We start from the raw sequence: 22,737 nt of genomic DNA, 5'->3' as shown, positions 1-22,737 counted from the left end.
CCGCCACGCCCAGAGCTTTATGTAGGGATCCGACAGTGACATCCGTACGCCACTGTCAGGGGCCGAGTCCTCGCGGGCGGAAGCGGACCGATAGGTTTCTGGCATTCAGACCGCTATCGAAAGGGTGATCCGTTGAGCCGCTCGGTTCTTGTCACCGGAGGCAACCGGGGCATCGGCCTCGCCATCGCCCGCGCGTTCGCCGAGGCAGGCGACAAGGTCGCGATCACGTACCGCTCCGGTGAGCCGCCGGCCGCCCTGACCGAACTGGGCTGCCTGGCAGTCAAGTGCGACATCACCGACGGCGAGCAGGTCGAGCAGGCGTACAAGGAGATCGAGGAGAAGCACGGTCCGGTCGAGGTCCTGGTGGCGAACGCCGGGGTCACCAAGGACCAGCTCCTGATGCGCATGAGCGAGGAGGACTTCACGTCCGTCCTCGACACCAACCTGACCGGCACCTTCCGGGTGGTCAAGCGCGCCAACCGCGGCATGCTGCGGGCCAAGAAGGGCCGCGTGGTCCTGATCTCCTCGGTCGTCGGCCTCCTCGGCTCGGCGGGGCAGGCGAACTACGCCGCCTCGAAGGCCGGCCTTGTCGGCTTCGCCCGCTCCCTGGCTCGCGAGCTCGGATCGCGCAACATCACGTTCAATGTCGTCGCCCCCGGTTTCGTCGACACCGACATGACCGCGGTGCTGACCGAGGAGCAGCGCGCGGGCATCGTGTCCCAGGTGCCGCTGGGCCGCTACGCGCAGCCCGGGGAGATCGCCGCCGCGGTGAGGTTCCTCGCCTCCGACGACGCCTCGTACATCACTGGAGCCGTCATCCCGGTTGACGGCGGATTGGGCATGGGTCACTGATCACCATGAGCGGAATTCTCGAAGGCAAGCGCATCCTGATCACCGGTGTGCTGATGGAGTCCTCCATCGCCTTCCACACCGCGAAGCTGGCCCAGGAGCAGGGCGCGGAGATCATCCTCACCGCGTGGCCGCGTCCGACGCTGACCGAGCGCATCGCCAAGAAGCTGCCCGAGCCCGACAAGGTCAAGGTCCTGGAGCTGGACGTCTCCAACGACGAGCACCTCGCGCGCCTGGAGGGCCAGGTCCGCGAGCACCTCGGCGACCGTCTGGACGGCGTCGTCCACTCCATCGGCTTCGCTCCGCAGGACGCGCTCGGCGGCAACTTCCTCAACACGCCGTTCGAGTCGGTGGCCACCGCCATGCACGTCTCGGCCTTCTCGCTGAAGTCCCTGACGATGGCCCTGCTGCCGCTGATGCACCAGGGCGGTTCGGTCGTCGGCCTCACCTTCGACGCGCAGTTCGCCTGGCCGCAGTACGACTGGATGGGCCCGGCCAAGGCGGCGCTGGAGGCCACCAACCGCTACATGGCGCGTGACCTGGGCAAGCAGGACATCCGCTGCAACCTGATCTCGGCGGGCCCGATCGGCTCGATGGCCGCGAAGTCGATCCCCGGCTTCAGCGAGCTGGCGGCGGTCTGGGACAGCCGTTCCCCGCTGACGTGGGACCTCGCCGACCCGGAGCCGGCCGGCCGTGGCGTCGTCGCCCTGCTGTCCGACTGGTTCCCGAAGACCACGGGCGAGATCGTCCACGTCGACGGCGGTCTGCACGCGATCGGCGCCTGAGCGCCTCCACACGCGCGTACCGAGGCCGGGCGGCCCTCCACGGGAGGGCCGCCCGGCCTTCGTCGTACGGGAGGACGGCCGCCCGAGTCGAAAAGTCGGGCGAACCACCCCAAACTGGATCAGACCGTGAAATCCGGTTACCGGCGGGGAGGAGGTACGGACATGCGCGCGCCGCACCGCAGGGCCGCCGCTCTCGCGTCGGCCGCCGCACTCCTGGCCGGCCTCGCCGTCGCCGCCGAGGTCCGCGCCGCTCCCGCCCCCGCGGAGGCGCCACCGGCGCCCGTGGCGCAGGAGCCCGAGAACTTCGGGGCCTCGTGCCAGACGGTCGTCGAGGGCTCCCGGGTCACCGCGTACTGCCAGAACCCGTACCCCACCACCGACCGCGTCCAGCTGCACGTCGAGTGCGACCGCTGGTGGGACGTGGACACCGACAGCACCCCCGTCGAGGTGGGCCCGACCGCCTACGCCGAGCTCACCGGCCGCTGCTGGAAGGAGGTGCGCTCCGCCTGGCTCACGCACCAGCCGGCCGAGCACCCTCCGCAGGTCCCGGGTTCCTCAGGCACATGAACGGATACCCGGCGGCCTCGGCCGCCGCCGTGTCCGCGTCGCCGGCCCGGATCGCCTCCACCAGGCGCGCGTGGTCCATGTGGTGCTCGGGCCGCAGCTCACGGCCCACGTCGTCGCGCAGCCACTGGCGCAGGACGTGGCCGAGGTCGGCGTAGAGCTCGGTGAGCACCTCGTTGTGCGAGGCGATCACCACCGCGTGGTGGAACGCGCCGTCCGCCAGGACGAACCGCTCGGTGTCCCCCGACGTGAACGCCTCCTCGCGGCCCGCCAGCAACGCGTCCAGCTGCTTCAGGTCGCGCTCCGTGCGGCGCTGCGCCGCGAGCCGGGCCGCCGAGGACTCCAGGGTCGAGCGCAGCTCCGCGACGTGGCGCGGATCCGATCCGGCGAACCGCCGGTGCATGACGCCCGCCAGCTCGCTCGTCGCGATGACGTACGTCCCCGAGCCCTGCCTGATGTCGAGCAGCCCGTTGTGCGCGAGCGCCCGGACGGCCTCGCGCACGGTGTTGCGGGCCACGCCCAACTGCGCGACCAGCTCCGGCTCGGTGGGGATCCGCGACCCGACCGGCCACTCGCCGGAGGTGATCTGGTTCCGCAGCTCGGCGATCACCTGATCGGAGAGCCCGGAACGCCGGGGAGAGCCGAGCGCCATGGCACACCTTTCCATGCGGAGGAGACTGGTTGCGGATTGGACAACCAATCATCCCATGATTCTATGATGACGCCCATGTATGACGAGCCGCAGACCCTCGAGACCGCCGCCCCGCCGGCCCGCACCCCCGTCACCGCCACGGCCGCCACCACGGGGGATTCTCCCGCACCGGACCGGTCGGCCGTCTGGATCCCCCGGCTCGTCGTCGTCGCCCTGGTGCTCGCCGCGCTCAATCTCCGCCCCGCCATCACCAGCCTCGGCGCGCTCCTCGAAGAGGTCCGCGACGGGCTCCACATGAGCGGCAGCGTGGCCGGCGTCCTCACCTCCGTCCCCCCGCTCTGCTTCGCGATCTTCGGCATCACCGCGCCCCGCCTGGCCCGCCGCTTCGGCCCCTCCGCCGTCGTCTGCGCCGGCATGGCGGCGATCTTCGCGGGCCTCGCGATCCGCCCCTTCGCCTCGGGCACCGTCGGCTTCCTCGCCGCCAGCGCCCTGGCCCTCATGGGCATCGCGGTCAGCAACGTCCTGATGCCCGTCATCGTCAAGCGGTACTTCCCCGGCCGCGTCGGCACCATGACCGGGCTCTACTCCATGGCACTCGCCCTCGGCACCTCCCTGGCCGCCGCCGCGACCGTGCCCATGACCGAGGTGCTGGGCGGCAGTTGGCGTACCGGTATCGGCGTCTGGGCGGTCCTCGCCGCCCTCGCCGTCCTGCCCTGGATCCCGCTCGTACGCGACCGCGTCACGCGGGCGACGGCCGACCGGGCGCCGGGGGGCGCACCCTCCGTGAGCGGGAGTGCCCTGTCCGAGCCAGGGAGTGCGCCGTCGGAGCCCGGGAGCGCGCCGTCCGCGCCCCGGACGCCCTCCGCGAGCGCGAGCGCCCCGTCCGCCTCCCGCGCCGCCACCTCCCCCGAGGCGGCCGCCCCGCTCCGGATCACCCGCAGCCGCACCGCGTGGGCCCTCGCAGCCTTCTTCGGCCTCCAGGCCACCGGCGCGTACATCACGATGGGCTGGATGCCGCAGATCTTCCGCGACGCCGGAGTCCCCGCCGGCACCGCCGGCGTGCTCCTCGCGGTCACCATGGTCATGGGCGTCCCGCTCGCGTTCGTCATTCCCGGCCTCGCGACCCGGCTCAAGAACCAGGGGCCGATCGTCGTCGCCCTGGGCCTGTGCGGCCTCGTCGGCTACAGCGGCCTCTACGTCGCACCCTCCGGCGGAGCCTGGCTCTGGGCGCTGCTCCTCGGCGTCTCCAACTGCGCCTTCCCGCTGGCGCTCACCATGATCGGCCTGCGTTCCCGCACCGGCGCCGGCGTCGTACGGCTCTCCGCCTTCGCACAGAGCGTCGGCTACCTCATCTCCATCCCCGGCCCGCTCCTGGTCGGCGTCCTCTACCAGCACAGCGGCGGCTGGGGCCTGCCGATCGCGCTGATGGCCGGGCTGATGATCCCGCAGATGATCGTCGGCATCCTCGCAGGCAGGGCCCGGACGGTCGAGGACGAATGCTGAGATGCGAGACTGTCCGCATGCCAGTGCTCGACCCGAACCCCCAGAACGGCCAGAAGAAGCTCCTGCTCGTGCTCGGCGCGATGCTCGCCATCTCGGTCGTGATCGCCGTCATCGCCACCATCGCCTCCCCCTGATCCTCGTCAGCTGGGGGTAACCCCACCATCCCCTAGGGGGTGAGTGTCAGGGTGAAGTGGGTGGCTCACCTGATGGGCTCGCAGGTCCGCGCTCCGTAGCGTGGAGACATCGCCGCAGTCACCGCTGCGGACGTCGTCCCGACCCCACGGAGGCGGCCATGCCGGCCCGCACGCACACCCGGACCCCGTCCCCGTCCGCAGGCGGCGTCGGCACCCGGCTGCCCTGGTGGGCGCTCGCCCTGCCCGTGGCCGCCTTCGTCGCCCTCTTCCTGCTCATCACGGGACCGGGCGGGGCGCACGCGGCCGAGGGCGACCCCGCGGTCGGCCGTCTCCTGGAGCAGATCCAGCAGACGCTGCCGCGCTGACCCCCCACGCCCGCGGGCGACCCAACACCCTGCGCCCGGTGGCCCGTTTCATGGGAAGCTGGAGCCCATGAGCGTCGCAGCGTTTTCCGGGGGGACACCCCCCGGACCCCCCGAACCCCGCAGGATCGTGCTGCTCAGGCATGCCAAGGCCGACTGGCCCCAGGTGTCCGACCACGAGCGACCGCTTGCCGAGCGCGGCCGCACGGACGCCCCCGTGGCCGGCCGCAAGCTCGCCGATACCGGGATCGCCTTCGATCTGGCCCTCTGTTCGACCGCCACCAGGACCCGCGAGACCTGGAAACTGGCCGTGCAGGAGCTGCCGCACCGCCCCAGGACCGTCTACGAGGAGCGGCTCTACGAGGCCTCGCTCGGCGAGCTGATCGCCCTGCTCAACGAGGTCTCCGACGAGGTGAGGAACGTCCTCGTCATCGGCCACAACCCCGGGATGCACGCGCTCTCCGACGCCCTCGCGGGTGCGGCGGAGGGCGACGCCGCGGTCCGGATGAACCGGGGAGGCTTCCCGACCGCCGCCTTCGCCGTCGTCGGCTTCGACGGCTCCTGGAAGTCCGTGGAGCACGGAGTCGGCACGCTGCTCGACTACTGGGCGCCGCACAGCTGATCCGTACACCCGTCGCGCGTTCCGTCGCGTACGGCAGAAGGCCCGGTCACCGCTCGTGGCCGGGCCTTCCCTCATCCGTACGCGAGCTGCTCAGTGCAGGACGTCCTCGTCGCCGTCCGCCGCCTCGACCTCCTCGCGGGTGATCCCCAGGAGATAGAGGACGGTGTCGAGGAACGGGACGTTCACGGCGGTGTGCGCGGCCTCGCGCACCACCGGCTTGGCGTTGAAGGCCACGCCGAGCCCCGCCGCGTTCAGCATGTCGAGGTCGTTGGCGCCGTCACCGATCGCCACGGTCTGGGACAGCGGCACACCCGCCTCCGCCGCGAACCGGCGCAGCAGCCGCGCCTTGCCCGCCCGGTCCACGATCTCGCCGGTGACCCGTCCCGTCAGCTTCCCGTCCACGACCTCCAGCGTGTTGGCCGAGGCGAAGTCGAGGCCAAGGCGCTCCTTGAGGTCGTCCGTGACCTGGGTGAACCCGCCCGAGACCACACCCACCTGGTACCCGAGCCGCTTGAGTGTACGGATCAGGGTGCGGGCGCCGGGGGTCATCCGTACCTCGGTGCGGACCTTGTCCACCACCGAGGCGTCGAGCCCGGCCAGCAGCTCCACGCGGGCGTGGAGGGACTGCTCGAAGTCCAGCTCACCGCGCATCGCGGCCGCGGTGACCTCGGCGACCTTGTCCTCGCAGCCCGCGTGCGCCGCGAAGAGCTCGATCACCTCGTCCTGGATGAGCGTGGAGTCGACGTCCATGACGACCAGCCGCTGCGCGCGGCGGTGCAGGCCGGCCGAGACGACGGCCACGTCCACCCCGATCCCGTGTGCCTCGGTGGCCAGGGCCGTCCGCAGCGGCTCGGTCTCGCAGCCCGAGACGGCGAACTCGACGGCCGTCACCGGATACTTCGCCAGCCGGAAGATACGGTCGATGTTGCCGCCGGTCCCGGCGATCCTCGCCGTTATGGCGGCGGTCTGCTCGGCGGTCAGCGGGTGCCCGAGCACGGTGACGTGCGAGCGGCCGCTGCCGCGCGGACGGTTGTCACCGGTGCCGGAGATGATCTCGGCCTGCAGCTTCAGCGACTCCGCCCAGCTGTGGACGGTCGCCCGCAGCTCGCCCTGGGAGGCGACGGTCGGCTCGGTGACGAGCGCGCACAGGACGAGGCGGCCGCGGGAGACGACCTGCTCGATGTCCACGACGTCGACGGAGTAGGCGGCGAGGGTGTCGAAGAGTCCGGCGGTGATCCCGGGACGGTCCTTCCCGAAGATCTTGACGAGAAGAGTGGGAACGTCTGAGGTCTGCGATGCGCTCATGGTGCTTCCACCGTATCGGGCACTGCGTGCCACCAGTCACCCCGTCCCGCGTACCGGACACCCGGCTGGCCGCACACCAGCCACGGTAGCTCTTACGACGGCTCGCACCACGGCTCGCACCACGGCTCGTGCCACGGCTCGCACCACGGCTCGTGCCACGGCTCGCACCTCCGCTCGCACCACTGCTCTCACGGCGTCCCACCGAGGCGCGCGGCCCGTCGACGATCACACCGCCGTCCCGGTGACTCCGGCGGCACGCTCCCCGCGTGCCGAACGCCTCTCTGCGGGGTCTTCACACGGCCCGACTTTCGGAGTACCGGCCCGGCCTGAAATAGTTCCCCCCGATGTTCGCCATCCCTAAGACTCCCGCGACGGGGGTACATCGGGGGACAAATAGTGGGGCATGGAGTGCCAGAACTCGTACTGGAATTGAACGGAAGGACCTGGACCCTCGATCCGTCCAGGTCGTACACCCTAGGACGTGATCCGCAGGGCGACCTGGTGATCGACGACGCCAGGGTCTCGTGGCGACACGCCACCATCAGCTGGGGCGGCCGGAGTTGGGTCATCGAGGACCACGGCTCGACCAACGGCACCTTCGTCCAGGGGCAGCGGATCCACCAGATGGAGATCGCCCCCGGATCCGCGGTGCACCTCGGCAACGCGACCGACGGCCCGCGGCTGAATCTCGCCGCCGGAGCCGCGGCCCCGCAGCAGGCCGCGGCGCACGCCGCCCCGAACGCCCAGCAGGCCGCCGCACAGGCCGACTGGGCGACCCATCAGGCCCCGCCACAGCAGGCTCAGAACCAGACCCCGCAGCAGGCCTGGCAGCAGCAGGCTCCGCAGGGCGGGCACCACCCGCAGCAGCACCTCCCGCACCAGCAGGGCGGCCCCGTCGAGCAGTTGGCGCAGAAGGTGCCCGGCCAGGGAGGCGGCGCCGCGGGGGCGCCGCCGGTCTACGGCGACCGCAGCCCCACCACGTTCCACCAGCTGGCCCTCGGGCACGTGATGCGCATCGGCCGTGCGCTCGAGAACGAACTGGTCGTCTCCGACCTCCAGGTCTCGCGCCACCACGCCGAGTTCCACGCGACGCCCGACGGCCGCTTCGAGATCCGCGACCTCGGCTCTCACAACGGCACGTACGTCAACGGTCAGCCGATCGCCAAGGGCGGCTCCGTCCTCATCGGCCCCAACGACATCGTCGGTGTCGGTCACTCGACCTTCCGGATGGTCGGCGGCCAGCTCGAGGAGTTCGTCGACACCGGCGAGGTCTCCTTCTCGGCCCGCCACCTCACGGTCACGGTCGACGGCGGCAAGCAGATCCTCAAGGACGTCAGCTTCGGCGTCCCCGAGAAGTCGCTCATCGGCGTCATCGGCCCCTCGGGTTCCGGTAAGTCCACGCTGCTCAAGGCGCTCACCGGCTACCGCCCGGCCAACGAGGGCGACGTCCTCTACGACAACCGGAGCCTCTACAAGCAGTTCGCCGAGCTGCGCCAGCGCATCGGTCTCGTTCCGCAGGACGACATCCTGCACAAGGAGCTGACCGTCCAGAAGGCGCTGCGGTACGCGGCCAAGCTCCGCTTCCCCGGCGACACCGCCGCGGCCGAGCGCGAGGCCCGCATCGACGAGGTGCTGCGCGAGCTCAAGCTCGACATCCACAAGGAGAAGAAGGTCACCTCCCTCTCCGGTGGCCAGCGCAAGCGTGTCTCCGTCGCCCTGGAGCTCCTCACCAAGCCGTCGCTGATCTTCCTGGACGAGCCGACCTCCGGCCTCGACCCGGGCATGGACCGCGACGTCATGCAGCTGCTGCGCGGCCTCGCCGACGACGGCCGAACGGTCCTCGTCGTCACGCACTCGGTGGCCGAGCTCGGTCTCTGCGACAAGCTGCTCGTGATGGCGCCCGGCGGCTCCGTGGCCTACTTCGGCCCGCCGGAGGAGGCGCTGAACTTCTTCGGCTACAGCACCTGGGCCGACGTCTTCTCCGCCTTCGAGAACTACCGCGACTACGACTGGGCGGGCCGCTGGAAGGGCTCGCAGCACTACCAGATGTACGCCGCGGACATCGACGCCGTCGCCGCCCAGCCCGTCCAGATGCCGCAGCAGGCGATGGCCAGGCCGCCCAAGCCGCAGGGCTGGGGCTCCCAGCTGTGGACCCTGATCCGCCGCTACGCCTCGGTGATCGCGTCCGACAAGGGCTTCATGGGCCTGATGGTGATCCTGCCGGCCGTCCTCGGCGCGGTCTCGGTCGTCATCCCCGCCGACTTCGGTCTCGGCAAGCCCACGCCGCCCTCCCGCTTCAACGGAGACGCGGGCACGATCATGCTGATCCTCGCGGTCGGCATGTGCTTCAGCGGCGCCGCCAACTCCGTACGTGAGCTGATCAAGGAACGGGTCATCTACGAACGGGAGCGGGCGACCGGCCTCTCCCGCTCGGCGTACCTGATGTCCAAGGTCATCGTGCTCGGCCTGATCACCGCCCTCCAGGGCGTCATCATCTGCGGCATCGGCTTCGCCACCCGCGAGCTGCCGGAGGAGGGCCTGGTCCTGCCGCCGGCCGTCGAGCTCTGCGTCACGGTCATCGCACTCGGCTTCACCTCGATGATGTTCGGCCTGGTCATCTCCTCGCTGGTGAAGACCGCCGAGAAGACGATGCCGCTGCTCGTGATGTTCGCGATCGTCCAGGTCGTCTTCACCGGCATCCTCTTCCAGGTGTACGGATCGCCCGGCCTGGAGCAGTTCGCCTGGCTCATGCCCTCGCGCTGGGCCATCGCCGCCGCGGGTTCGACGCTCGACCTCGCCCACCTGATGCCGCCGTGGGACCCCAAGGACCCCACCAACCTGGACCCGCTGTGGGACAGCACGGTCGGCCAGTGGGGCTTCAACCTCACGGTCCTGGTGCTCATCGGCGTCGTCTGCGGTTTCGCCGTGGCACGCCTGCTGCGCCGCCACGAGCCCGAGGTCATGCGCAAGTAACCGCGGCCGTACGAACGCCGAAGGGCGGCACCCCCGCACGGGGTGCCGCCCTTCGCGATGTCCGGAGAGGCTCGAGACGTTCCGACAGGCTCAGTACGCGCTGTTGACGTTGTCCATGGAGCCGTAGCGGTCGGCCGCGTAGTTGCAGGCGGCGACGATGTTGGCGACCGGGTCGTACTGGTCGAACTTGGTGCCGGGGATGTGGTACGCCTTGAAGGTCGGGTAGATGACCTGCAGCAGGCCCTTCGAGGGGACGCCGTTGATGGCGTTGATGTCCCAGTTGTTGATGGCCCGCGGGTTGCCGCTGGACTCCCGCATGATGTTGCGGTGGATGCCCTCGTAGCTGCCCGGAATGTCGTGCTTGTCCATGATGAACAGCGCCTCGCGGATCCAGCCGTCGAGGTTGTTCGCGAAGACGGGCGTGCGGGCGGCGGCACGGCTCGCGGCCGCCTTCGCCTCGGCGCGCTTCTTCGCCTCGGCCTTGGCCTTGGCCTCGGCGGCGGCCTTGGCGTCCGCCTTGGCCTTCGCCTCGGCGGCGGCCTTGGCGGCCTTCGCCTTCGCCGCCGCGGCGGCCTTCGCGTCCGCCTCGGCCTTGGCCTTCAGGGTGATCGCGTTCTGCTGCTCGGTGAGGCTCGTGTGCAGGGCCTTGGCCTGGGGGCTGTTCGCGTCGTAGGCCAGGACGACCTGCTGGGTGTTGCTGAGCGCCTGGGGCTCGGTCTCGGCGGCGGCGTTGCCGGGGACCAGAGTGAAACCGAGGGCGACGGCGCCGAGGGCGGCGACGCCTGCAAGGGAAGCCTTGTGCGTCTTCTTCAGGCGATAGTGGCCGGGAGTGTTAGACATGCGGGACTACCTCTTCGAATCGCTGGGGGGTCGCTCAGGCCGGGGCGGCGCTGCGCCTGCTCGGCGGCGACGAACGCAATTCTTAGCGGCAGCAAAATCCTGTGGCAAAGGTGTGACGTACGACCCCAGGTAGTGGATCAGGGGCCCGCGCATAGCCCGCCAAAACCCCCATAGGACCCGCTCATACGGTCCTCATCTCCCCATTACGGATCCACTAAGGCTCTTCGTAAGTGACCTGCGTCCTATGCGCGGGCTCACATAGGGCAGGTAACAGCCTCACCAGGGGTTGCTCGCGCAATGCTCTCAGTGAGGTCCCCGCGCCGGGAGTAGGAGATGGACGTCGCCGAACTCGTGCCAGAGGTAGAGCTCCCGTACGGCCTCGGTGTAGGCCCGGTGCAGTGCGGCCTCTCCGGCGATCGCCTCCAGCATCAGCAGATGAGAGGCCCGGGGCTCGTGCAGCCCGGTCAGCAACCCATCCACCACGCGCACCCCGCGCGCCGGGGTCACCACGAGATCCGTCCACCCGGACGCCGCCCGCACCTCACCCCCGTCGGCCGCGGCCGACTCCAGTGCCCGTACGGCCGTCGTCCCCACGGCGACGACCCGGCCTCCGCCCGCCCTCGCCGCGTTCACCAGCCGCGCCGTCGTCCCCGGCACCTCGAAGCGCTCCGGGTAGGGCGGCTCGTGCGCCTCCGCCGACGCCACCCCCGTATGAAGGGTGAGCGGTGCGAACCGGATCCCCCGGCTCACCAGCTCCGCCACCAGCGGGGCGGTGAAAGGGCGGCCGGCGCTCGGCATCTCCGCCGACCCCGCGCCGTCGGGGGAGGGAAGCGAGAAGACCGTCTGGTACGCGGAGAGCGGCTGGTCCCGCTCCGTGTACCCGTACCGGATCGGGCGCCCGTACCGCGCCAGCAGGGCGGGCACGGGCGCGTCCGCCCTCGCCCACCACAGCCGTGCCGCCCCGGGGGCCAGCGGATCGGTCAGGACGAGCCGGGCCCCTCCCGGCAGCCGGACCACCGTCCCCGCCGGTCCGCCAGGCCGCGGCCGGGTGCTGCCCCGGCCGTCCGGCTCCCGCACCTCGACGCCCCAGCGGCCGTCCGCCCCACGCGTCGAGAAGTGGACGACGACCCGCTCGCCTCCGCCGTCGGCACACAGCCGCCCGGTGACGGCGGCCGCCAGCGTCGCGCTCGTGTTCACGACCAGCACGTCCCCGGCCCTCAGCAGGCCCGGCAGCTCCCGGAACGCGTGGTGCGACACCTCCGCGCCGTACGACACCATCAGCCGTACGTCGTCCCGTCCCCGCCCAGGCGCCCGCTGCTCGGCCGGGACCCGCGCCGACAGCTCCTCAGGCACCCGGAGGGCCTCCAGCACGCTCATCGGACCCCCTCCGCCCCGACGAGTCCCGCGGCCGTGTACCGCCCGCTCGGCGGCCTGAGGTCGAGCAGCGCGAGGAACCCCGGCACCGCCGACTCCGGCGCCGGACGCGGATCGTCGTCGTCCGGGACGGCCGCCGCGTACAGATCCGTGGCCATATCACCCGGATCCACCGCCCACACCCCCAGCCCCGGCTCCTCGACGGCCAGCACGGCCATCAGCCGGTCGAGGGCCGCCTTCGACGCCCCGTAACCGCCCCACGTCCCGTACGCCTCCACCGCCGCGTCCGACGTCACCGCGACCACCGCCCCCGCCCCGCTCTCCCTGAGCAGCGGCAGCGCCTGCTGTACGAGACCCAGCGCGGCCACCACGTTCGTCTCCAGCGCCGTCCGCAGACCGTCCGGCGACAGCTCCGCAAGGCGCACCAGCGGCTCGGCCCCCAGCGCGCTCGCGTTGTGCACCAGCAGGTCAAGCCCCCCGAACTCCCTCGCGGCCGCCACCAGCTCCCGGCGGTGGGCCGGGTCCGTCACGTCCCCGGCGACCGCCACGACCCGCGCCCCGCGCGCGCGTGCCGCCCTCGCGCTCTCCTCCAGCACCTCCGGCGTCCGCGCGTCGAGCACCAGATCCCAGCCCCGCACCGCGAGCGCGCCGGCCAGCGCACGCCCCAGCCCCTTCGACGCCCCCGTGATCACCGCGACAGCCATGACGTCCATCCCCTCTCGTAGCGATGGATCCAGCCTCCGGCCGCCGTGCCGACCGCCGCCTCGTCCCCGAGCCCCGACCGCCCAAGGCACTTCGGCCTAGTCCCCGGGGCCTAGGCGACCGCCGTCCCCGGACGGATACGCACGGTCACAGCCCACCGGTACGGTGAGTTCATGAGTCACCGACCGAGCTCCGGCCTCGCCGCCGTGAGCACCGCACTCCTGGCGATGAGCCGCCACCTGGAGGTGCGCGACGTCCTCAAGACGATCGTGGCCTCCGCCCGTGAGCTGCTCGACGCCGAGTACGCGGCGCTGGGCGTCCCGGACGACCACGGCGGCTTCGCCCAGTTCGTCGTGGACGGCGTCAGCGACGAGCAGTGGCGGGCGATCGGCCCGCTGCCCCGCCAGCACGGCATCCTCGCGTCGATGCTCCACAAGGCCGAGCCCGAGCGCCTCGCCGACGTCCGCCAGGACCCCCGCTTCGAGGGCTGGCCGTCCGCCCACCCGGACATGTCCGACTTCCTGGGCCTGCCCATCCAGGACGGCGAGGAGACCATCGGAGCCCTCTTCCTCGCCAACAAGCGCTGCCCCAGGCCGGGGGGGTCCCTCCGGACGGAGTCCGGGGGAGGCTGCGGTTTCACGGAGGAGGACGAGGAACTGCTCTCGATCCTCGCCCAGCACGCCGCGATCGCCCTGACCAACGCCAGGCTCTACGAACGCAGCCGCGAGCTCACCATCGCCGAGGAGCGCTCGCGCCTCGCCCACGAGCTGCACGACGCCGTCAGCCAGAAGCTCTTCTCGCTCCGGCTCACCGCCCAGGCCGCGGCGGCGCTCGTCGACCGCGACCCGGCCCGGGCCAAGGACGAGCTCCAGCAGGTCGCCGCGCTCGCCGCCGAGGCCGCGGACGAGCTGCGCGCCGCCGTCGTCGAGCTGCGCCCCGCCGCGCTCGACGAGGACGGTCTCGTCCACACCCTCCGTACGCAGATCCAGGTGCTCGACCGGGCCCACACCGCCCGCGTCACCTTCGACAGCGCGGGCGTACGCGCGCTGCCCGCCACCCAGGAGGAGGCCATGCTCCGGGTCGCCCAGGAGGCTCTGCACAACGCGCTGCGGCACGCGGAGCCGGAGCAGGTCGCCGTCTCCCTCTTCCGGCGCGGTCAGGGCGCGCTGCTCACGGTCGCCGACGACGGCAAGGGCTTCGACCCCCGTACGGTCCGCCGGGCCGGCCGGCACCTCGGCCTGGTCTCCATGCGCGACCGGGCGGGCGGGGTCGGCGGCACACTCACCGTGACGTCGGAGCCGGGCCGGGGCACCACGATCGAGATGGAGGTTCCCGGTGGCTGAGAAGGTCATTCGCGTTCTGCTGGTCGACGACCACCAGGTGGTGCGGCGAGGCCTGCGGACCTTCCTCGAGGTCCAGGACGACATAGAGGTCGTGGGGGAGGCCTCCGACGGCGCCGAGGGCGTCGACCGGGCGGAGGAGCTGCGGCCCGACGTGGTCCTGATGGACGTCAAGATGCCCGGCATGGACGGTATCGAGGCGCTGCGGAAGCTGCGCGAGCTGGCGAACCCGGCGAGGGTGCTGATCGTCACCAGCTTCACCGAGCAGCGCACGGTCGTCCCCGCGCTGCGCGCCGGCGCCTCCGGTTACGTCTACAAGGACGTGGATCCGGACGCGCTGGCGGGCGCGATCCGGTCCGTGCACGCGGGCCACGTGCTGCTGCAGCCGGAGGTGGCCGGGGCGCTGCTCTCCCAGGAGGAGGGTCACGGCGGGACGGGCCGCGGGTCGACGCTGACGGAGCGGGAGCAGGAGGTGCTCGGCCTCATCGCCGACGGCCGGTCGAACCGGGAGATCGCGCGGGCGCTCGTCCTGTCGGAGAAGACGGTCAAGACGCACGTATCGAACATCCTGATGAAGCTCGATCTGGCGGACCGGACGCAGGCGGCGCTGTGGGCGGTGCGGCACGGCCTGACCACGTGAGACGGATGAGACGGAAGGGGCACCTCCGTTCTCATCTTCATACCGTCGGGTGTATGTCCCCCGTTCGGCGCAACCCGGCGGGGGCGGGGGCGTTCTCCATGGCGTGCTGCGGCGGCCGGCCGCAGCGAAAACCAGGAGGATCCTGAAGTGAAGAACCTGAAGAAGGCCGCTGCCCTCACCATGGTCGCCGGTGGCATCGTCGCCGCGGGTGCGGGTGTCGCCTCCGCCCACGGTGCCGAGGCGCAGGGCAAGGCCCTCAACTCGCCGGGCGTCGCCTCCGGCAACCTGGTGCAGGCCCCGGTCCACGTCCCCGTGAACGTCTCGGGCAACACGGTCAACGTGATCGGCCTGCTGAACCCGGCCTTCGGCAACGGCGCCGTCAACCGCTGACGCCCCCGCTCAGCCCGGCTCCCGCCATCCCCCGGGAGCCGGGCTTCGCCATGTCAGCGCTCCCGGCGCCCGGCCCGCGCCACTGCGGCCGGGCGCGGTGATCGACCTCCGGGCCCGGGGTCAGCGTCCCCGGGCCGCGTTGAAGGCCACCACCCGTTCCACCGGCCGCAGCGCCGCCCCCCGCGCCGCCGGCCCGGTCCTCGACGCGTGGCTCGCGCCGCTCGGCGCCGGGGCGCCTCGTGGGCTTCGCCTCGCTGCGGCGGATTTGTCCGCCGGTCGTGGGTGGCGGTCCCGGGCCCTGGACGGGGTCAGCGCTCGCGCTCCCGTTCCTCCACGTAGGCGTTGTAGGCCGCCACCTGTGCTCGTCGGGCCACCCGTTCCACCGGCCGCAGCGCCGCCCCCCGCGCCGCCATCTCCGAGGCGCTCACCGCGCCGCCGTGGCCGTGGTCGTACGCCAGGTCGATCATGAGGCCCACCCGCTGAGCCAGCTCCAGCACCCGTACCGCCCGCGCCGGATACCCCGGAGCCAGCACCTCGCGGCCCGCCTCCGCCCGGGCCCGGTACGCCTCGCGCGCCGCGTCCGCCATCGGGCCCGAGGCCGCCACGTCCAGCCGCGTCAGTACCGACGTCGCCTCGCGCAGCGCCTCCGCCAGCTCCCGCTCCGCCTCACCGAGCGACGGCACGTCCGCGGGCGGAGCCTCCCGCACGGACAGGCAGCGCCAGACCACCTCCACATGCACGTCACCCACGGGACCCGCCTCCGCGACCTCCGGCACCAGACCGTACGGAGCGCCGAAGCCGACCACCGCCTCCTCCGCCTCGATCGCCCGCGCGTTGAAGTCCGGCGGCCCGCTCAGCCCCAGCGGATGCCCCGGCGTGGGCAGCGCCACCCGCCACCCGGTCACCCCGAGCCGCCTCAGCCGGCCGAGCGCCAGGGTCAGACCGACCTGCCCCGCCTCGCCCGGCAGCCCCTCGACGCGGTGCACCGCGTCCTCCCCGACAATGGCCAGCGCCGCGTCGTCCGGCGACACCGAACCGGCCAGCAGGGCATTGCCCCAGGCGGCCAGTCGTCCTGAGCGTGGTTCCGAAAGCATGCCCACAGCGTAGGGACTGCCCGCACCCGAGAAGGGAAGTACCGGACCTAAGGACCGGCCCGCTCCGACAGTGGCGTAGGTTTTCCCTGGACGCCGCGCCCACAGACGCATGGCGACGACACGACTCGACCGCAAGGGGAGACAACGCGCTCATGAGCGATGTACTGGAGCTGGTGGACGTATCCGTGGTCCGCGACGGACGGGCTCTGGTGGACGATGTCTCCTGGTCGGTCAAGGAGGGCGAGCGCTGGGTCATCCTCGGCCCCAACGGCGCCGGCAAGACCACCCTCCTCAACATCGCCTCCAGCTACCTCTTCCCCACCACCGGCTCGGCCAAGATCCTCGGCGAGCGGCTCGGCAAGGTCGACGTCTTCGACCTCCGCCCGCGCATCGGCATGGCCGGCATCGCCATGGCGGAGAAGCTCCCCAAGAAGCAGACCGTCCTCCAGACCGTCCTCACCGCCGCGTACGGCATGACCGCCACCTGGCACGAGGACTACGACGCCGTCGACGAGCAGCGCGCCCGCGCCTTCCTGGACCGGCTCGGCATGACCGAGTACCTCGACCGCAGGTTCGGCACCCTCTCCGAGGGCGAGCGCAAGCGCACCCTCATCGCCCGCGCGATGATGACCGACCCCGAGCTCCTCCTGCTCGACGAGCCCGCCGCCGGTCTCGACCTCGGCGGCCGCGAAGACCTCGTCCGCCGTCTCGGCCGCCTCGCCCGCGACCCGTACGCCCCCTCCATGATCATGGTCACCCACCATGTCGAGGAGATCGCCCCCGGCTTCACCCACGTCCTGATGATCCGTCAGGGCAAGGTCCTCGCCGCCGGCCCGATGGAGACCGAGCTCACCTCTCGCAACCTCTCCCTCTGCTTCGGCCTCCCGCTCGTCGTCGAGCATGTCGGCGACCGCTACACCGCCCAGGGCCTCCCGCTGAAGTAGCAGGACGCGCAAGGGAGTCCGCACCGGGGCGCCGCGACCGCACAGCACCGCGCCCTGTCCGACTCCACCCCACGGCCCTACCATGACCATGTGGACATCGACGCATGGGTCTGGTGGCTGATCGGCGCCGTGGGACTGGGCATTCCGCTCGTCCTCACCGCGATGCCCGAATTCGGCATGTTCTCCGTCGGCGCGATCGCCGGAGCCGTCACCGCGGCTCTCGGCTTCGGCATCGTCGCGCAGGTGGTCGTCTTCGTCGTCGTCTCCGTCGCGCTGCTCGCGGTGGTCCGCCCCATCGCGGCCCGGCACCGCAACGGACCGCCCCAGCACGCCACGGGCATCGACGCGCTGAAAGGCCGTCAAGCCGTCGTCCTGGAACGGGTCGACGGCGCCGGCGGTCGCATCAAGCTGGCCGGCGAGGTCTGGTCCGCCCGCGCGCTCGACTCCGGACTGAGTTTCGAACCCGGCGCCCGGGTCGACGTGGTCGAGATCGACGGGGCCACCGCCGTGGTCATGTGACCGGACCGCTTGACCGAACGCCCCACACGACGGCGTGCGTTCTGGGAAACTCGATCATCGGAATCAATCCGGCACATCCGGCAGAGAACCGGCAGCGAAGGGCACAGGGAACACGATGTCAGCAGTCATCATCGTCCTGATCATTCTGGTGGTGCTTGTCTTCATCGCCCTGATCAAGACGATCCAGGTCATCCCGCAGGCGAGCGCCGCGATCGTCGAGCGGTTCGGCCGCTACACCCGCACGCTCAACGCGGGACTGAACATCGTCGTCCCGTTCATCGACTCGATCCGCAACCGGATCGACCTCCGCGAGCAGGTCGTCCCGTTCCCGCCCCAGCCCGTGATCACCCAGGACAACCTGGTCGTCAACATCGACACCGTCATCTACTACCAGGTGACCGACGCCCGGGCCGCGACCTACGAGGTCGCCAGCTACATCCAGGCGATCGAACAGCTCACCGTCACCACCCTGCGCAACATCATCGGTGGCATGGACCTGGAGCGGACGCTCACCTCCCGCGAGGAGATCAACGCCGCCCTGCGCGGCGTCCTCGACGAGGCCACCGGCAAGTGGGGCATCCGCGTCAACCGCGTCGAACTCAAGGCGATCGAGCCGCCGACCTCCATCCAGGACTCGATGGAGAAGCAGATGCGCGCCGACCGCGACAAGCGCGCCGCGATCCTCACCGCCGAGGGCATCCGCCAGTCCCAGATCCTCACCGCCGAGGGCGAGAAGCAGTCCGCGATCCTCCGCGCCGAGGGTGAGGCCAAGGCCGCCGCCCTCCGCGCCGAGGGCGAGGCCCAGGCCGTCCGTACGGTCTTCGAGGCCATCCACGCCGGCGACCCGGACCAGAAGCTCCTCTCGTACCAGTACCTCCAGATGCTCCCGAAGATCGCCGAGGGCGATGCCAACAAGCTCTGGATCGTGCCCAGCGAGATCGGCGACGCCCTCAAGGGCCTCTCCGGCGCCTTCGGCAACCTCGGCGGCGGCACCCCCGGCTTCAACACCGGCGCGGTCCCCAACAGCCGTACGGGCAACGACTCCGAGCGCCGCGAAGCGCCCCCGCTCGACTGACGCGTACACGTAGTCGTGCATGATCGGTGCGAGCCCCTCGACCCCGACGGACGTCAGGGCGGGGAGGCGAGCCACTGATCCTGTGAGGAGATGGCATTGTCCATCTGGGAAGTACTGGCGGTCTTCGCGGCCGGCGTCGGAGCCGGCACCATCAACACCATCGTCGGATCGGGAACGCTCATCACGTTCCCCGTCCTCCTCCTGACCGGCCTGCCGCCGGTCACGGCCACCGTCTCCAACGCCCTCGGCCTCATCCCCGGGTCCATCAGCGGGGCCATCGGCTACCGCGAGGAACTCAAGGGCCAGCGCCGCCGAGTCCTGCGCCTCGGCAGCGTCGCCGCGATCGGCGGACTCGGCGGAGCCGTCCTCCTGCTGACGCTCCCTGCCCGGGCGTTCGAGACCATCGTGCCCGTCCTCGTCGCCCTCGCACTGGTCCTGGTCATCCTCCAGCCCCGGATCTCCAAGGCCGTACAGGCCCGCCGCGAACGCCACGGCAGCCAGGGGGACCCCGACGGCGGCCCGCTCCTGCTCACCGGCCTGCTCCTCGCCAGCGTCTACGGCGGCTACTTCACCGCGGCCCAGGGGATCATCTACCTCTCCCTCATGGGCATGCTCATCGCGGACACCCTCCAGCGACTCAACGCCGTCAAGAACGTCCTCGCCGCGATCGTCAACAGCATCGCCGCGCTCTTCTTCCTCTTCGTCGCCGACTTCGACTGGACCGCCGTTCTGCTCATCGCCGCCGGTTCCGCCATCGGCGGCCAGATCGGCGCCAAGGTCGGCCGCCGTCTGCCGCCCACAGTCCTGAGGGGCGTCATCGTCGCCGTCGGCACGGTGGCCATCGTCCAGCTGCTGCTCCGCTGAACCGAAGCGGGGCCGCTCCCGGAGAGGGGAGCGGGCCCGCACACGTACGGATCCGGATCACGCCGCCGTACCGGCCAGCCACTGCGGCAACTCCGACCGCTCACCGGCCCGCATCGCCAGCAGCATCGCGTCCGCCGGCGTCGGGACGAACGGCTCGTGCAGCAACGGCATCCCCGCCTGCTCCGGAGTCCGGTCCGCCTTAAGGTGATTGTCCTCGGCGCAGGACGCCACCGTGTTCAGCCAGCTGTCCCCACCACCCTGCGCCCGCGGCACCACATGGTCCACGGTCGTCGCCCGCCGCCCGCAGTACGCGCACCGATGCTGGTCCCTGACCAGCACGCCCCGCCTCGACCACGGCGCCTGTCTTCGGAACGGCACCCGTACGAAACGGCACAGTCTGATCACGCGGGGCACCGGAATGTCGACGGCGGCGGCACGCATACGCAGCTCGGGATGCTCCTGCTCCACGACGGCCTTGTCCTGGAGGACAAGCACCACCGCACGGTTGAGTGTGACCGTCGACAGCGGCTCGAAGCTCGCGTTCAGTACCAGCGTGTCCCGCATTGTGCCCACCTCCCGTGTGCCGGCCAGCCCCGCCGCGGGGCCCCGGGCTTGGATCAACTCTGGCCGGGCGCGCCGGGTTGGACAACGGAATATCCGCGCAACGAAAGATGCCCGCTTCTGATCTCTCCAAGACCAGAAGCGGGCAAACAACAAACGAACGCTCAGCTGTGGGCGGGGACCTCGTACTCGCCCACCAAGTGCGCGCGCGCCAGCGTGTGGAAACGCAGGTTGAACCCGACCACCGCGGGCGATGCGTCGGCGTCCGGACCGAGCCTCTCCTCGTCCACGGCGTAGACGGTGAAGACATAACGGTGCGAACCGTCACCGGCCGGGGGAGCGGCACCGCCGAAGTCCCGGGACCCGTAGTCGTTACGGACCTGCACGGCACCGGCCGGAAGCCCCTCGAACGACCCCGAACCCGCGCCCGCCGGCAGCTCGGTGACCGACGCCGGGATGTCGAACAGCACCCAGTGCCAGAAACCGCTGCCCGTCGGTGCGTCCGGATCGAAGCAGGTGACGGCGAAGCTCTTCGTCTCCGCCGGGAAACCCTCCCAGCGCAGCTGCGGAGAGGTGTTCCCCTTCGCGTACACCTGCGCGTCCTTCAGCACACCGCCCGGCGTGATGTCGTCGCTCACCACGGTGAACGCCGGCACCGGCGGATGGAAATCGTGAGGGAGCGGCGCCCTCTTCCCCTCGGCCACGTCCGTACCTCCGTATCGCTGACCTGCTGTACGGGGGTGAGCCTAGAGCCAGTTGCGCTTCCCACCGACGTCGGCGAGCCACTGGTTGAGGTAAGCGGTCCAGTCGGTCGAGTGGAAGTCGTTCAGCCCCACCTTGAAGGAACGGAACGAGTCGCTGCCCTCGCTGAAGAGCCCCGGCTTCTTGTCCATCTCCAGGACGACGTCCATCTCGCGGTCGTCCGCCACGAAGCTGACCTCGACCTGGTTGAGACCGCGGTACTGCTGCGGCGGGAAGAACTCGATCTCCTGGTAGAACGGCAGCTTCTGCCGGGTCCCGCGGATGTGACCCCGCTCCATGTCCGCGCTCTTGAAGCGGAAGCCCAGCTGGATGAAGGCGTCCAGGATGGCCTGCTGCGCCGGCAGCGGGTGGACGTTGATCGGGTCCAGGTCACCGGAGTCCACCGCGCGGGCGATCTCCAGCTCGGTGGTCACACCGATGTTCATGCCACGCAGCTGCTGCCCCGCGATCGCGGTGACCGGCGTCTCCCACGGGATCTCCAGACCGAACGGCACCACGTGCACCGCACCCGCCTGCACCGTGAACGCGCCCCCGAGCCGGACCTTCACGAACTCGATGTCCTGCTTCGTCTCCTGGTCCGCGCCCTCGACCTCGACACGCGCCTGGAGTCCGACCGAGAGCCCCTCGATCTGCTGGTCGACCGACCCGCCCTGGATCCGCACCTCGCCCTGGACGACGCCACCGGGTACGACGTTCTCCTCGGTGAGGACCGTCTCCACCGAAGCGCCACCGGCGCCCAGGCTCGCGAGCAGCTTCTTGAATCCCATGAACACTCCCTCTTGGACCTGCTTGGTCTTGACCTCTACATACGCGCGACGACCGTAGCCGGTTCCCCCGTGCCTCCCGGGGCAACACCAGTACGCTCGGACGCCATGAGCGAGAGCCCCGACCGTACGCCGCTCCCGCGGGACTTCTTCGACCGCCCCGTACTGGAGGTCGCCCCCGATCTGCTCGGCCGCACTCTCGTACGGAGGTCGGGCGAGGGCACCATCGAGCTCCGCCTCACGGAGGTGGAGGCGTACGCCGGCGCGATCGACCCCGGCTCCCACGCCTTCCGCGGCCGCACCGCCCGCAACGCGGTGATGTTCGGCCCGCCCGGACACGCGTACGTCTACTTCACCTACGGCATGTGGCACTGCCTCAACCTGGTGTGCGGCCCCGAGGGCCACGCGAGCGGAGTACTACTGAGGGCGGGCCGGATCCTCCTCGGCGAGGAGCAGGCCCGCAAACGCCGGCTCTCGGCCCGATACGACAGAGAACTGGCCAAAGGCCCGGCCCGCCTGGCCACCGCCCTCGATGTCGCCCTCTCCCTGAACGGCACCGACGTCTGTGTGGGCCCCGACGCCCCGCTTTCCCTCCTCACCGGCACACCGCCCGCCTCCGACCAGGTACGGAACGGTCCGCGCACGGGAGTGGGCGGGGAAGGAGCCCCGCACCCGTGGCGCTTCTGGATCGACGACGACCCGACGGTGAGCCCGTACCGCGCCCACACGCCACGCAAGAGGTCCTCTTGACTCGACTTGACTCGGGTGCTGCGGACGCCTAACGTAGGCGAGCCGCTTGAAACGGGACGTGCTTGTACAAGCACCCCGGAGCGGCCATCCACTACCTACGACGAACCCCCACGGGTGCGGTTTTCGGCATGCCGAAAACTGGTCCGAATGGCTCGATTATGAGTCACCGGGGAATTCAGCTAAAGTAGTGACCACGCCGAAAGGCAAGGCAGCCAACAGGCCACCGGAAAGAAAATCCGAACCGGAAACGGAACGGAAAAGGATCTGGTAAGGTTGGAAACACGAAAGACCGAAGGGAAGCCCGGAGGAAAGCCCGAGAGGGTGAGTACAAAGGAAGCGTCCGTTCCTTGAGAACTCAACAGCGTGCCA

Annotated in this window: 26 protein-coding genes; 16 read left to right on the top strand and 10 right to left on the bottom strand. The window is 70.9% G+C overall.

The genetic code is table 11. The features are described 5' to 3' along the window. Positions 1-132: 132 nt before the first annotated feature. From fabG to ACFUJR_RS31440, 3 genes are all read left to right on the top strand, one after another. Positions 133-852 carry a 3-oxoacyl-[acyl-carrier-protein] reductase gene (gene fabG / locus ACFUJR_RS31450; protein WP_383180696.1) on the top strand — a complete coding sequence of 240 codons (720 nt, stop codon included), beginning with the start codon at positions 133-135 and terminating at the stop codon, positions 850-852. Between the two features lie 5 nt (positions 853-857). Beyond that, positions 858-1,634: an enoyl-ACP reductase FabI gene (fabI, locus tag ACFUJR_RS31445; RefSeq protein ID WP_383180693.1), complete on the top strand. Its 777-nt coding sequence runs from the start codon at positions 858-860 to the stop codon at positions 1,632-1,634. A 162-nt stretch (positions 1,635-1,796) separates the two neighbouring features. Next, positions 1,797-2,201 (top strand): hypothetical protein, encoded by a 405-nt coding sequence (locus ACFUJR_RS31440; protein WP_383181434.1) that lies wholly within the window; start codon positions 1,797-1,799, stop codon positions 2,199-2,201. Here the strand turns inward: ACFUJR_RS31440 and ACFUJR_RS31435 are convergent. Beyond that, entirely contained in the window at positions 2,146-2,850 is a 705-nt protein-coding gene (locus ACFUJR_RS31435) for a FadR/GntR family transcriptional regulator (RefSeq protein WP_383181445.1), read from the bottom strand. The genes ACFUJR_RS31440 and ACFUJR_RS31435 overlap by 56 nt on opposite strands. A gap of 75 nt (positions 2,851-2,925) precedes the next feature. Here ACFUJR_RS31435 and ACFUJR_RS31430 point away from each other — a divergent pair, with 75 nt between their 5' ends. From ACFUJR_RS31430 to ACFUJR_RS31415, 4 genes are all read left to right on the top strand, one after another. Next, the gene (locus tag ACFUJR_RS31430) at positions 2,926-4,353 is read left to right on the top strand and encodes a CynX/NimT family MFS transporter (RefSeq protein WP_383181437.1); all 1,428 of its coding nucleotides are present in this window, start codon (positions 2,926-2,928) and stop codon (positions 4,351-4,353) included. A gap of 17 nt (positions 4,354-4,370) precedes the next feature. Beyond that, positions 4,371-4,487: an SGM_5486 family transporter-associated protein gene (locus ACFUJR_RS31425; protein WP_383181439.1), complete on the top strand. Its 117-nt coding sequence runs from the start codon at positions 4,371-4,373 to the stop codon at positions 4,485-4,487. Between the two features lie 158 nt (positions 4,488-4,645). Beyond that, on the top strand, positions 4,646-4,852 hold the full coding sequence (locus ACFUJR_RS31420; RefSeq protein ID WP_383181442.1) for a hypothetical protein: 207 nt from the start codon (positions 4,646-4,648) through the stop codon (positions 4,850-4,852). A gap of 67 nt (positions 4,853-4,919) precedes the next feature. Then, positions 4,920-5,471 (top strand): SixA phosphatase family protein, encoded by a 552-nt coding sequence (locus tag ACFUJR_RS31415; protein WP_383450967.1) that lies wholly within the window; start codon positions 4,920-4,922, stop codon positions 5,469-5,471. A 90-nt stretch (positions 5,472-5,561) separates the two neighbouring features. Here ACFUJR_RS31415 and serB read toward each other — a convergent pair whose 3' ends face one another. Continuing rightward, positions 5,562-6,776 (bottom strand): phosphoserine phosphatase SerB, encoded by a 1,215-nt coding sequence (gene serB / locus ACFUJR_RS31410; protein WP_383179202.1) that lies wholly within the window; start codon positions 6,774-6,776, stop codon positions 5,562-5,564. A gap of 396 nt (positions 6,777-7,172) precedes the next feature. Between serB and ACFUJR_RS31405 the strand changes: the two genes are divergently transcribed. Next, complete coding sequence (locus tag ACFUJR_RS31405) at positions 7,173-9,749, top strand: FHA domain-containing protein (RefSeq protein ID WP_383179199.1); 2,577 nt, start codon at positions 7,173-7,175, stop codon at positions 9,747-9,749. Positions 9,750-9,839: 90 nt separating this feature from the next. Here ACFUJR_RS31405 and ACFUJR_RS31400 read toward each other — a convergent pair whose 3' ends face one another. From ACFUJR_RS31400 to ACFUJR_RS31390, 3 genes are all read right to left on the bottom strand, one after another. Beyond that, positions 9,840-10,589, bottom strand: a complete 750-nt coding sequence (locus tag ACFUJR_RS31400; RefSeq protein ID WP_383179196.1) for a transglycosylase SLT domain-containing protein — start codon at positions 10,587-10,589, stop codon at positions 9,840-9,842. 303 nt (positions 10,590-10,892) lie between these two features. Then, positions 10,893-11,966, bottom strand: a complete 1,074-nt coding sequence (locus ACFUJR_RS31395; RefSeq protein ID WP_383179193.1) for an S-adenosylmethionine:tRNA ribosyltransferase-isomerase — start codon at positions 11,964-11,966, stop codon at positions 10,893-10,895. Further along, positions 11,963-12,667, bottom strand: coding sequence for an SDR family NAD(P)-dependent oxidoreductase (locus ACFUJR_RS31390; RefSeq protein ID WP_383179190.1), 705 nt, complete (start codon positions 12,665-12,667; stop codon positions 11,963-11,965). Before ACFUJR_RS31390 ends, ACFUJR_RS31395 begins: the two co-directional genes overlap by 4 nt. Before the next feature lie 171 nt (positions 12,668-12,838). On the opposite strand from ACFUJR_RS31390, the gene ACFUJR_RS31385 reads away from it, so the two are divergent. The 3 genes from ACFUJR_RS31385 to ACFUJR_RS31375 all read left to right on the top strand — a co-directional run bounded on the left by ACFUJR_RS31385 (position 12,839) and on the right by ACFUJR_RS31375 (position 15,035). Next, entirely contained in the window at positions 12,839-14,008 is a 1,170-nt protein-coding gene (locus ACFUJR_RS31385) for a GAF domain-containing protein (protein ID WP_383179187.1), read from the top strand. Next, positions 14,001-14,645: a response regulator gene (locus ACFUJR_RS31380; RefSeq protein ID WP_383179184.1), complete on the top strand. Its 645-nt coding sequence runs from the start codon at positions 14,001-14,003 to the stop codon at positions 14,643-14,645. Before ACFUJR_RS31385 ends, ACFUJR_RS31380 begins: the two co-directional genes overlap by 8 nt. Before the next feature lie 147 nt (positions 14,646-14,792). Next, the gene (locus tag ACFUJR_RS31375; RefSeq protein ID WP_383179181.1) at positions 14,793-15,035 is read left to right on the top strand and encodes a chaplin; all 243 of its coding nucleotides are present in this window, start codon (positions 14,793-14,795) and stop codon (positions 15,033-15,035) included. 308 nt (positions 15,036-15,343) lie between these two features. Here ACFUJR_RS31375 and ACFUJR_RS31370 read toward each other — a convergent pair whose 3' ends face one another. Next, positions 15,344-16,129 (bottom strand): hypothetical protein, encoded by a 786-nt coding sequence (locus ACFUJR_RS31370; protein WP_383180086.1) that lies wholly within the window; start codon positions 16,127-16,129, stop codon positions 15,344-15,346. A gap of 152 nt (positions 16,130-16,281) precedes the next feature. On the opposite strand from ACFUJR_RS31370, the gene ACFUJR_RS31365 reads away from it, so the two are divergent. The 4 genes from ACFUJR_RS31365 to ACFUJR_RS31350 all read left to right on the top strand — a co-directional run bounded on the left by ACFUJR_RS31365 (position 16,282) and on the right by ACFUJR_RS31350 (position 19,531). After that, the gene (locus tag ACFUJR_RS31365; RefSeq protein ID WP_383180089.1) at positions 16,282-17,073 is read left to right on the top strand and encodes an ABC transporter ATP-binding protein; all 792 of its coding nucleotides are present in this window, start codon (positions 16,282-16,284) and stop codon (positions 17,071-17,073) included. Positions 17,074-17,163: 90 nt separating this feature from the next. After that, a complete protein-coding gene (locus ACFUJR_RS31360; protein WP_383180092.1) occupies positions 17,164-17,592 on the top strand; it encodes an NfeD family protein in 429 nt (142 codons plus the stop codon). A gap of 115 nt (positions 17,593-17,707) precedes the next feature. Further along, positions 17,708-18,667 carry an SPFH domain-containing protein gene (locus ACFUJR_RS31355; RefSeq protein WP_383180095.1) on the top strand — a complete coding sequence of 320 codons (960 nt, stop codon included), beginning with the start codon at positions 17,708-17,710 and terminating at the stop codon, positions 18,665-18,667. Positions 18,668-18,757: 90 nt separating this feature from the next. Beyond that, positions 18,758-19,531 carry a sulfite exporter TauE/SafE family protein gene (locus tag ACFUJR_RS31350; protein WP_383180098.1) on the top strand — a complete coding sequence of 258 codons (774 nt, stop codon included), beginning with the start codon at positions 18,758-18,760 and terminating at the stop codon, positions 19,529-19,531. 57 nt (positions 19,532-19,588) lie between these two features. Here the strand turns inward: ACFUJR_RS31350 and ACFUJR_RS31345 are convergent, their stop codons facing one another. From ACFUJR_RS31345 to ACFUJR_RS31335, 3 genes are all read right to left on the bottom strand, one after another. Beyond that, complete coding sequence (locus ACFUJR_RS31345; RefSeq protein WP_383180101.1) at positions 19,589-20,095, bottom strand: HNH endonuclease; 507 nt, start codon at positions 20,093-20,095, stop codon at positions 19,589-19,591. A 161-nt stretch (positions 20,096-20,256) separates the two neighbouring features. Beyond that, positions 20,257-20,796, bottom strand: a complete 540-nt coding sequence (locus ACFUJR_RS31340) for a YbhB/YbcL family Raf kinase inhibitor-like protein (protein WP_383180104.1) — start codon at positions 20,794-20,796, stop codon at positions 20,257-20,259. A gap of 42 nt (positions 20,797-20,838) precedes the next feature. Next, a complete protein-coding gene (locus tag ACFUJR_RS31335; protein ID WP_383180107.1) occupies positions 20,839-21,621 on the bottom strand; it encodes a sporulation protein in 783 nt (260 codons plus the stop codon). 105 nt (positions 21,622-21,726) lie between these two features. Between ACFUJR_RS31335 and ACFUJR_RS31330 the strand changes: the two genes are divergently transcribed. Next, positions 21,727-22,368, top strand: a complete 642-nt coding sequence (locus tag ACFUJR_RS31330; RefSeq protein WP_383180110.1) for a DNA-3-methyladenine glycosylase — start codon at positions 21,727-21,729, stop codon at positions 22,366-22,368. 156 nt (positions 22,369-22,524) lie between these two features. Here the strand turns inward: ACFUJR_RS31330 and ACFUJR_RS31325 are convergent. Then, positions 22,525-22,737 (bottom strand): hypothetical protein (locus ACFUJR_RS31325; RefSeq protein ID WP_383180113.1); only part of this gene is annotated, 213 nt, incomplete at its 5' end.

Source organism: Streptomyces sp. NPDC057271 (assembly GCF_042668715.1).
Taxonomy (GTDB): domain Bacteria; phylum Actinomycetota; class Actinomycetes; order Streptomycetales; family Streptomycetaceae; genus Streptomyces.
This window is presented reverse-complemented; position numbering and strand designations above follow the sequence as displayed.

Excerpts from the sequence above, each read along its gene's own strand:
- ACFUJR_RS31420 (WP_383181442.1), top strand. The coding sequence starts at position 4,646 with ATGCCGGCCCGCACGCACACCCGGACCCCGTCCCCGTCCGCAGGCGGC.
- ACFUJR_RS31425 (WP_383181439.1), top strand. The coding sequence starts at position 4,371 with ATGCCAGTGCTCGACCCGAACCCCCAGAACGGCCAGAAGAAGCTCCTG.
- fabI (WP_383180693.1), top strand. The coding sequence starts at position 858 with ATGAGCGGAATTCTCGAAGGCAAGCGCATCCTGATCACCGGTGTGCTG.
- ACFUJR_RS31415 (WP_383450967.1), top strand. The coding sequence starts at position 4,920 with ATGAGCGTCGCAGCGTTTTCCGGGGGGACACCCCCCGGACCCCCCGAA.
- ACFUJR_RS31350 (WP_383180098.1), top strand. The coding sequence starts at position 18,758 with ATGGCATTGTCCATCTGGGAAGTACTGGCGGTCTTCGCGGCCGGCGTC.
- ACFUJR_RS31370 (WP_383180086.1), bottom strand. The coding sequence starts at position 16,129 with ATGCTTTCGGAACCACGCTCAGGACGACTGGCCGCCTGGGGCAATGCC.
- ACFUJR_RS31440 (WP_383181434.1), top strand. The coding sequence starts at position 1,797 with ATGCGCGCGCCGCACCGCAGGGCCGCCGCTCTCGCGTCGGCCGCCGCA.
- ACFUJR_RS31335 (WP_383180107.1), bottom strand. The coding sequence starts at position 21,621 with ATGGGATTCAAGAAGCTGCTCGCGAGCCTGGGCGCCGGTGGCGCTTCG.
- ACFUJR_RS31435 (WP_383181445.1), bottom strand. The coding sequence starts at position 2,850 with ATGGCGCTCGGCTCTCCCCGGCGTTCCGGGCTCTCCGATCAGGTGATC.
- ACFUJR_RS31355 (WP_383180095.1), top strand. The coding sequence starts at position 17,708 with ATGTCAGCAGTCATCATCGTCCTGATCATTCTGGTGGTGCTTGTCTTC.
- ACFUJR_RS31365 (WP_383180089.1), top strand. The coding sequence starts at position 16,282 with ATGAGCGATGTACTGGAGCTGGTGGACGTATCCGTGGTCCGCGACGGA.
- ACFUJR_RS31430 (WP_383181437.1), top strand. The coding sequence starts at position 2,926 with ATGTATGACGAGCCGCAGACCCTCGAGACCGCCGCCCCGCCGGCCCGC.
- ACFUJR_RS31390 (WP_383179190.1), bottom strand. The coding sequence starts at position 12,667 with ATGGCTGTCGCGGTGATCACGGGGGCGTCGAAGGGGCTGGGGCGTGCG.
- ACFUJR_RS31385 (WP_383179187.1), top strand. The coding sequence starts at position 12,839 with ATGAGTCACCGACCGAGCTCCGGCCTCGCCGCCGTGAGCACCGCACTC.
- ACFUJR_RS31395 (WP_383179193.1), bottom strand. The coding sequence starts at position 11,966 with ATGAGCGTGCTGGAGGCCCTCCGGGTGCCTGAGGAGCTGTCGGCGCGG.
- ACFUJR_RS31330 (WP_383180110.1), top strand. The coding sequence starts at position 21,727 with ATGAGCGAGAGCCCCGACCGTACGCCGCTCCCGCGGGACTTCTTCGAC.
- ACFUJR_RS31400 (WP_383179196.1), bottom strand. The coding sequence starts at position 10,589 with ATGTCTAACACTCCCGGCCACTATCGCCTGAAGAAGACGCACAAGGCT.
- serB (WP_383179202.1), bottom strand. The coding sequence starts at position 6,776 with ATGAGCGCATCGCAGACCTCAGACGTTCCCACTCTTCTCGTCAAGATC.
- ACFUJR_RS31345 (WP_383180101.1), bottom strand. The coding sequence starts at position 20,095 with ATGCGGGACACGCTGGTACTGAACGCGAGCTTCGAGCCGCTGTCGACG.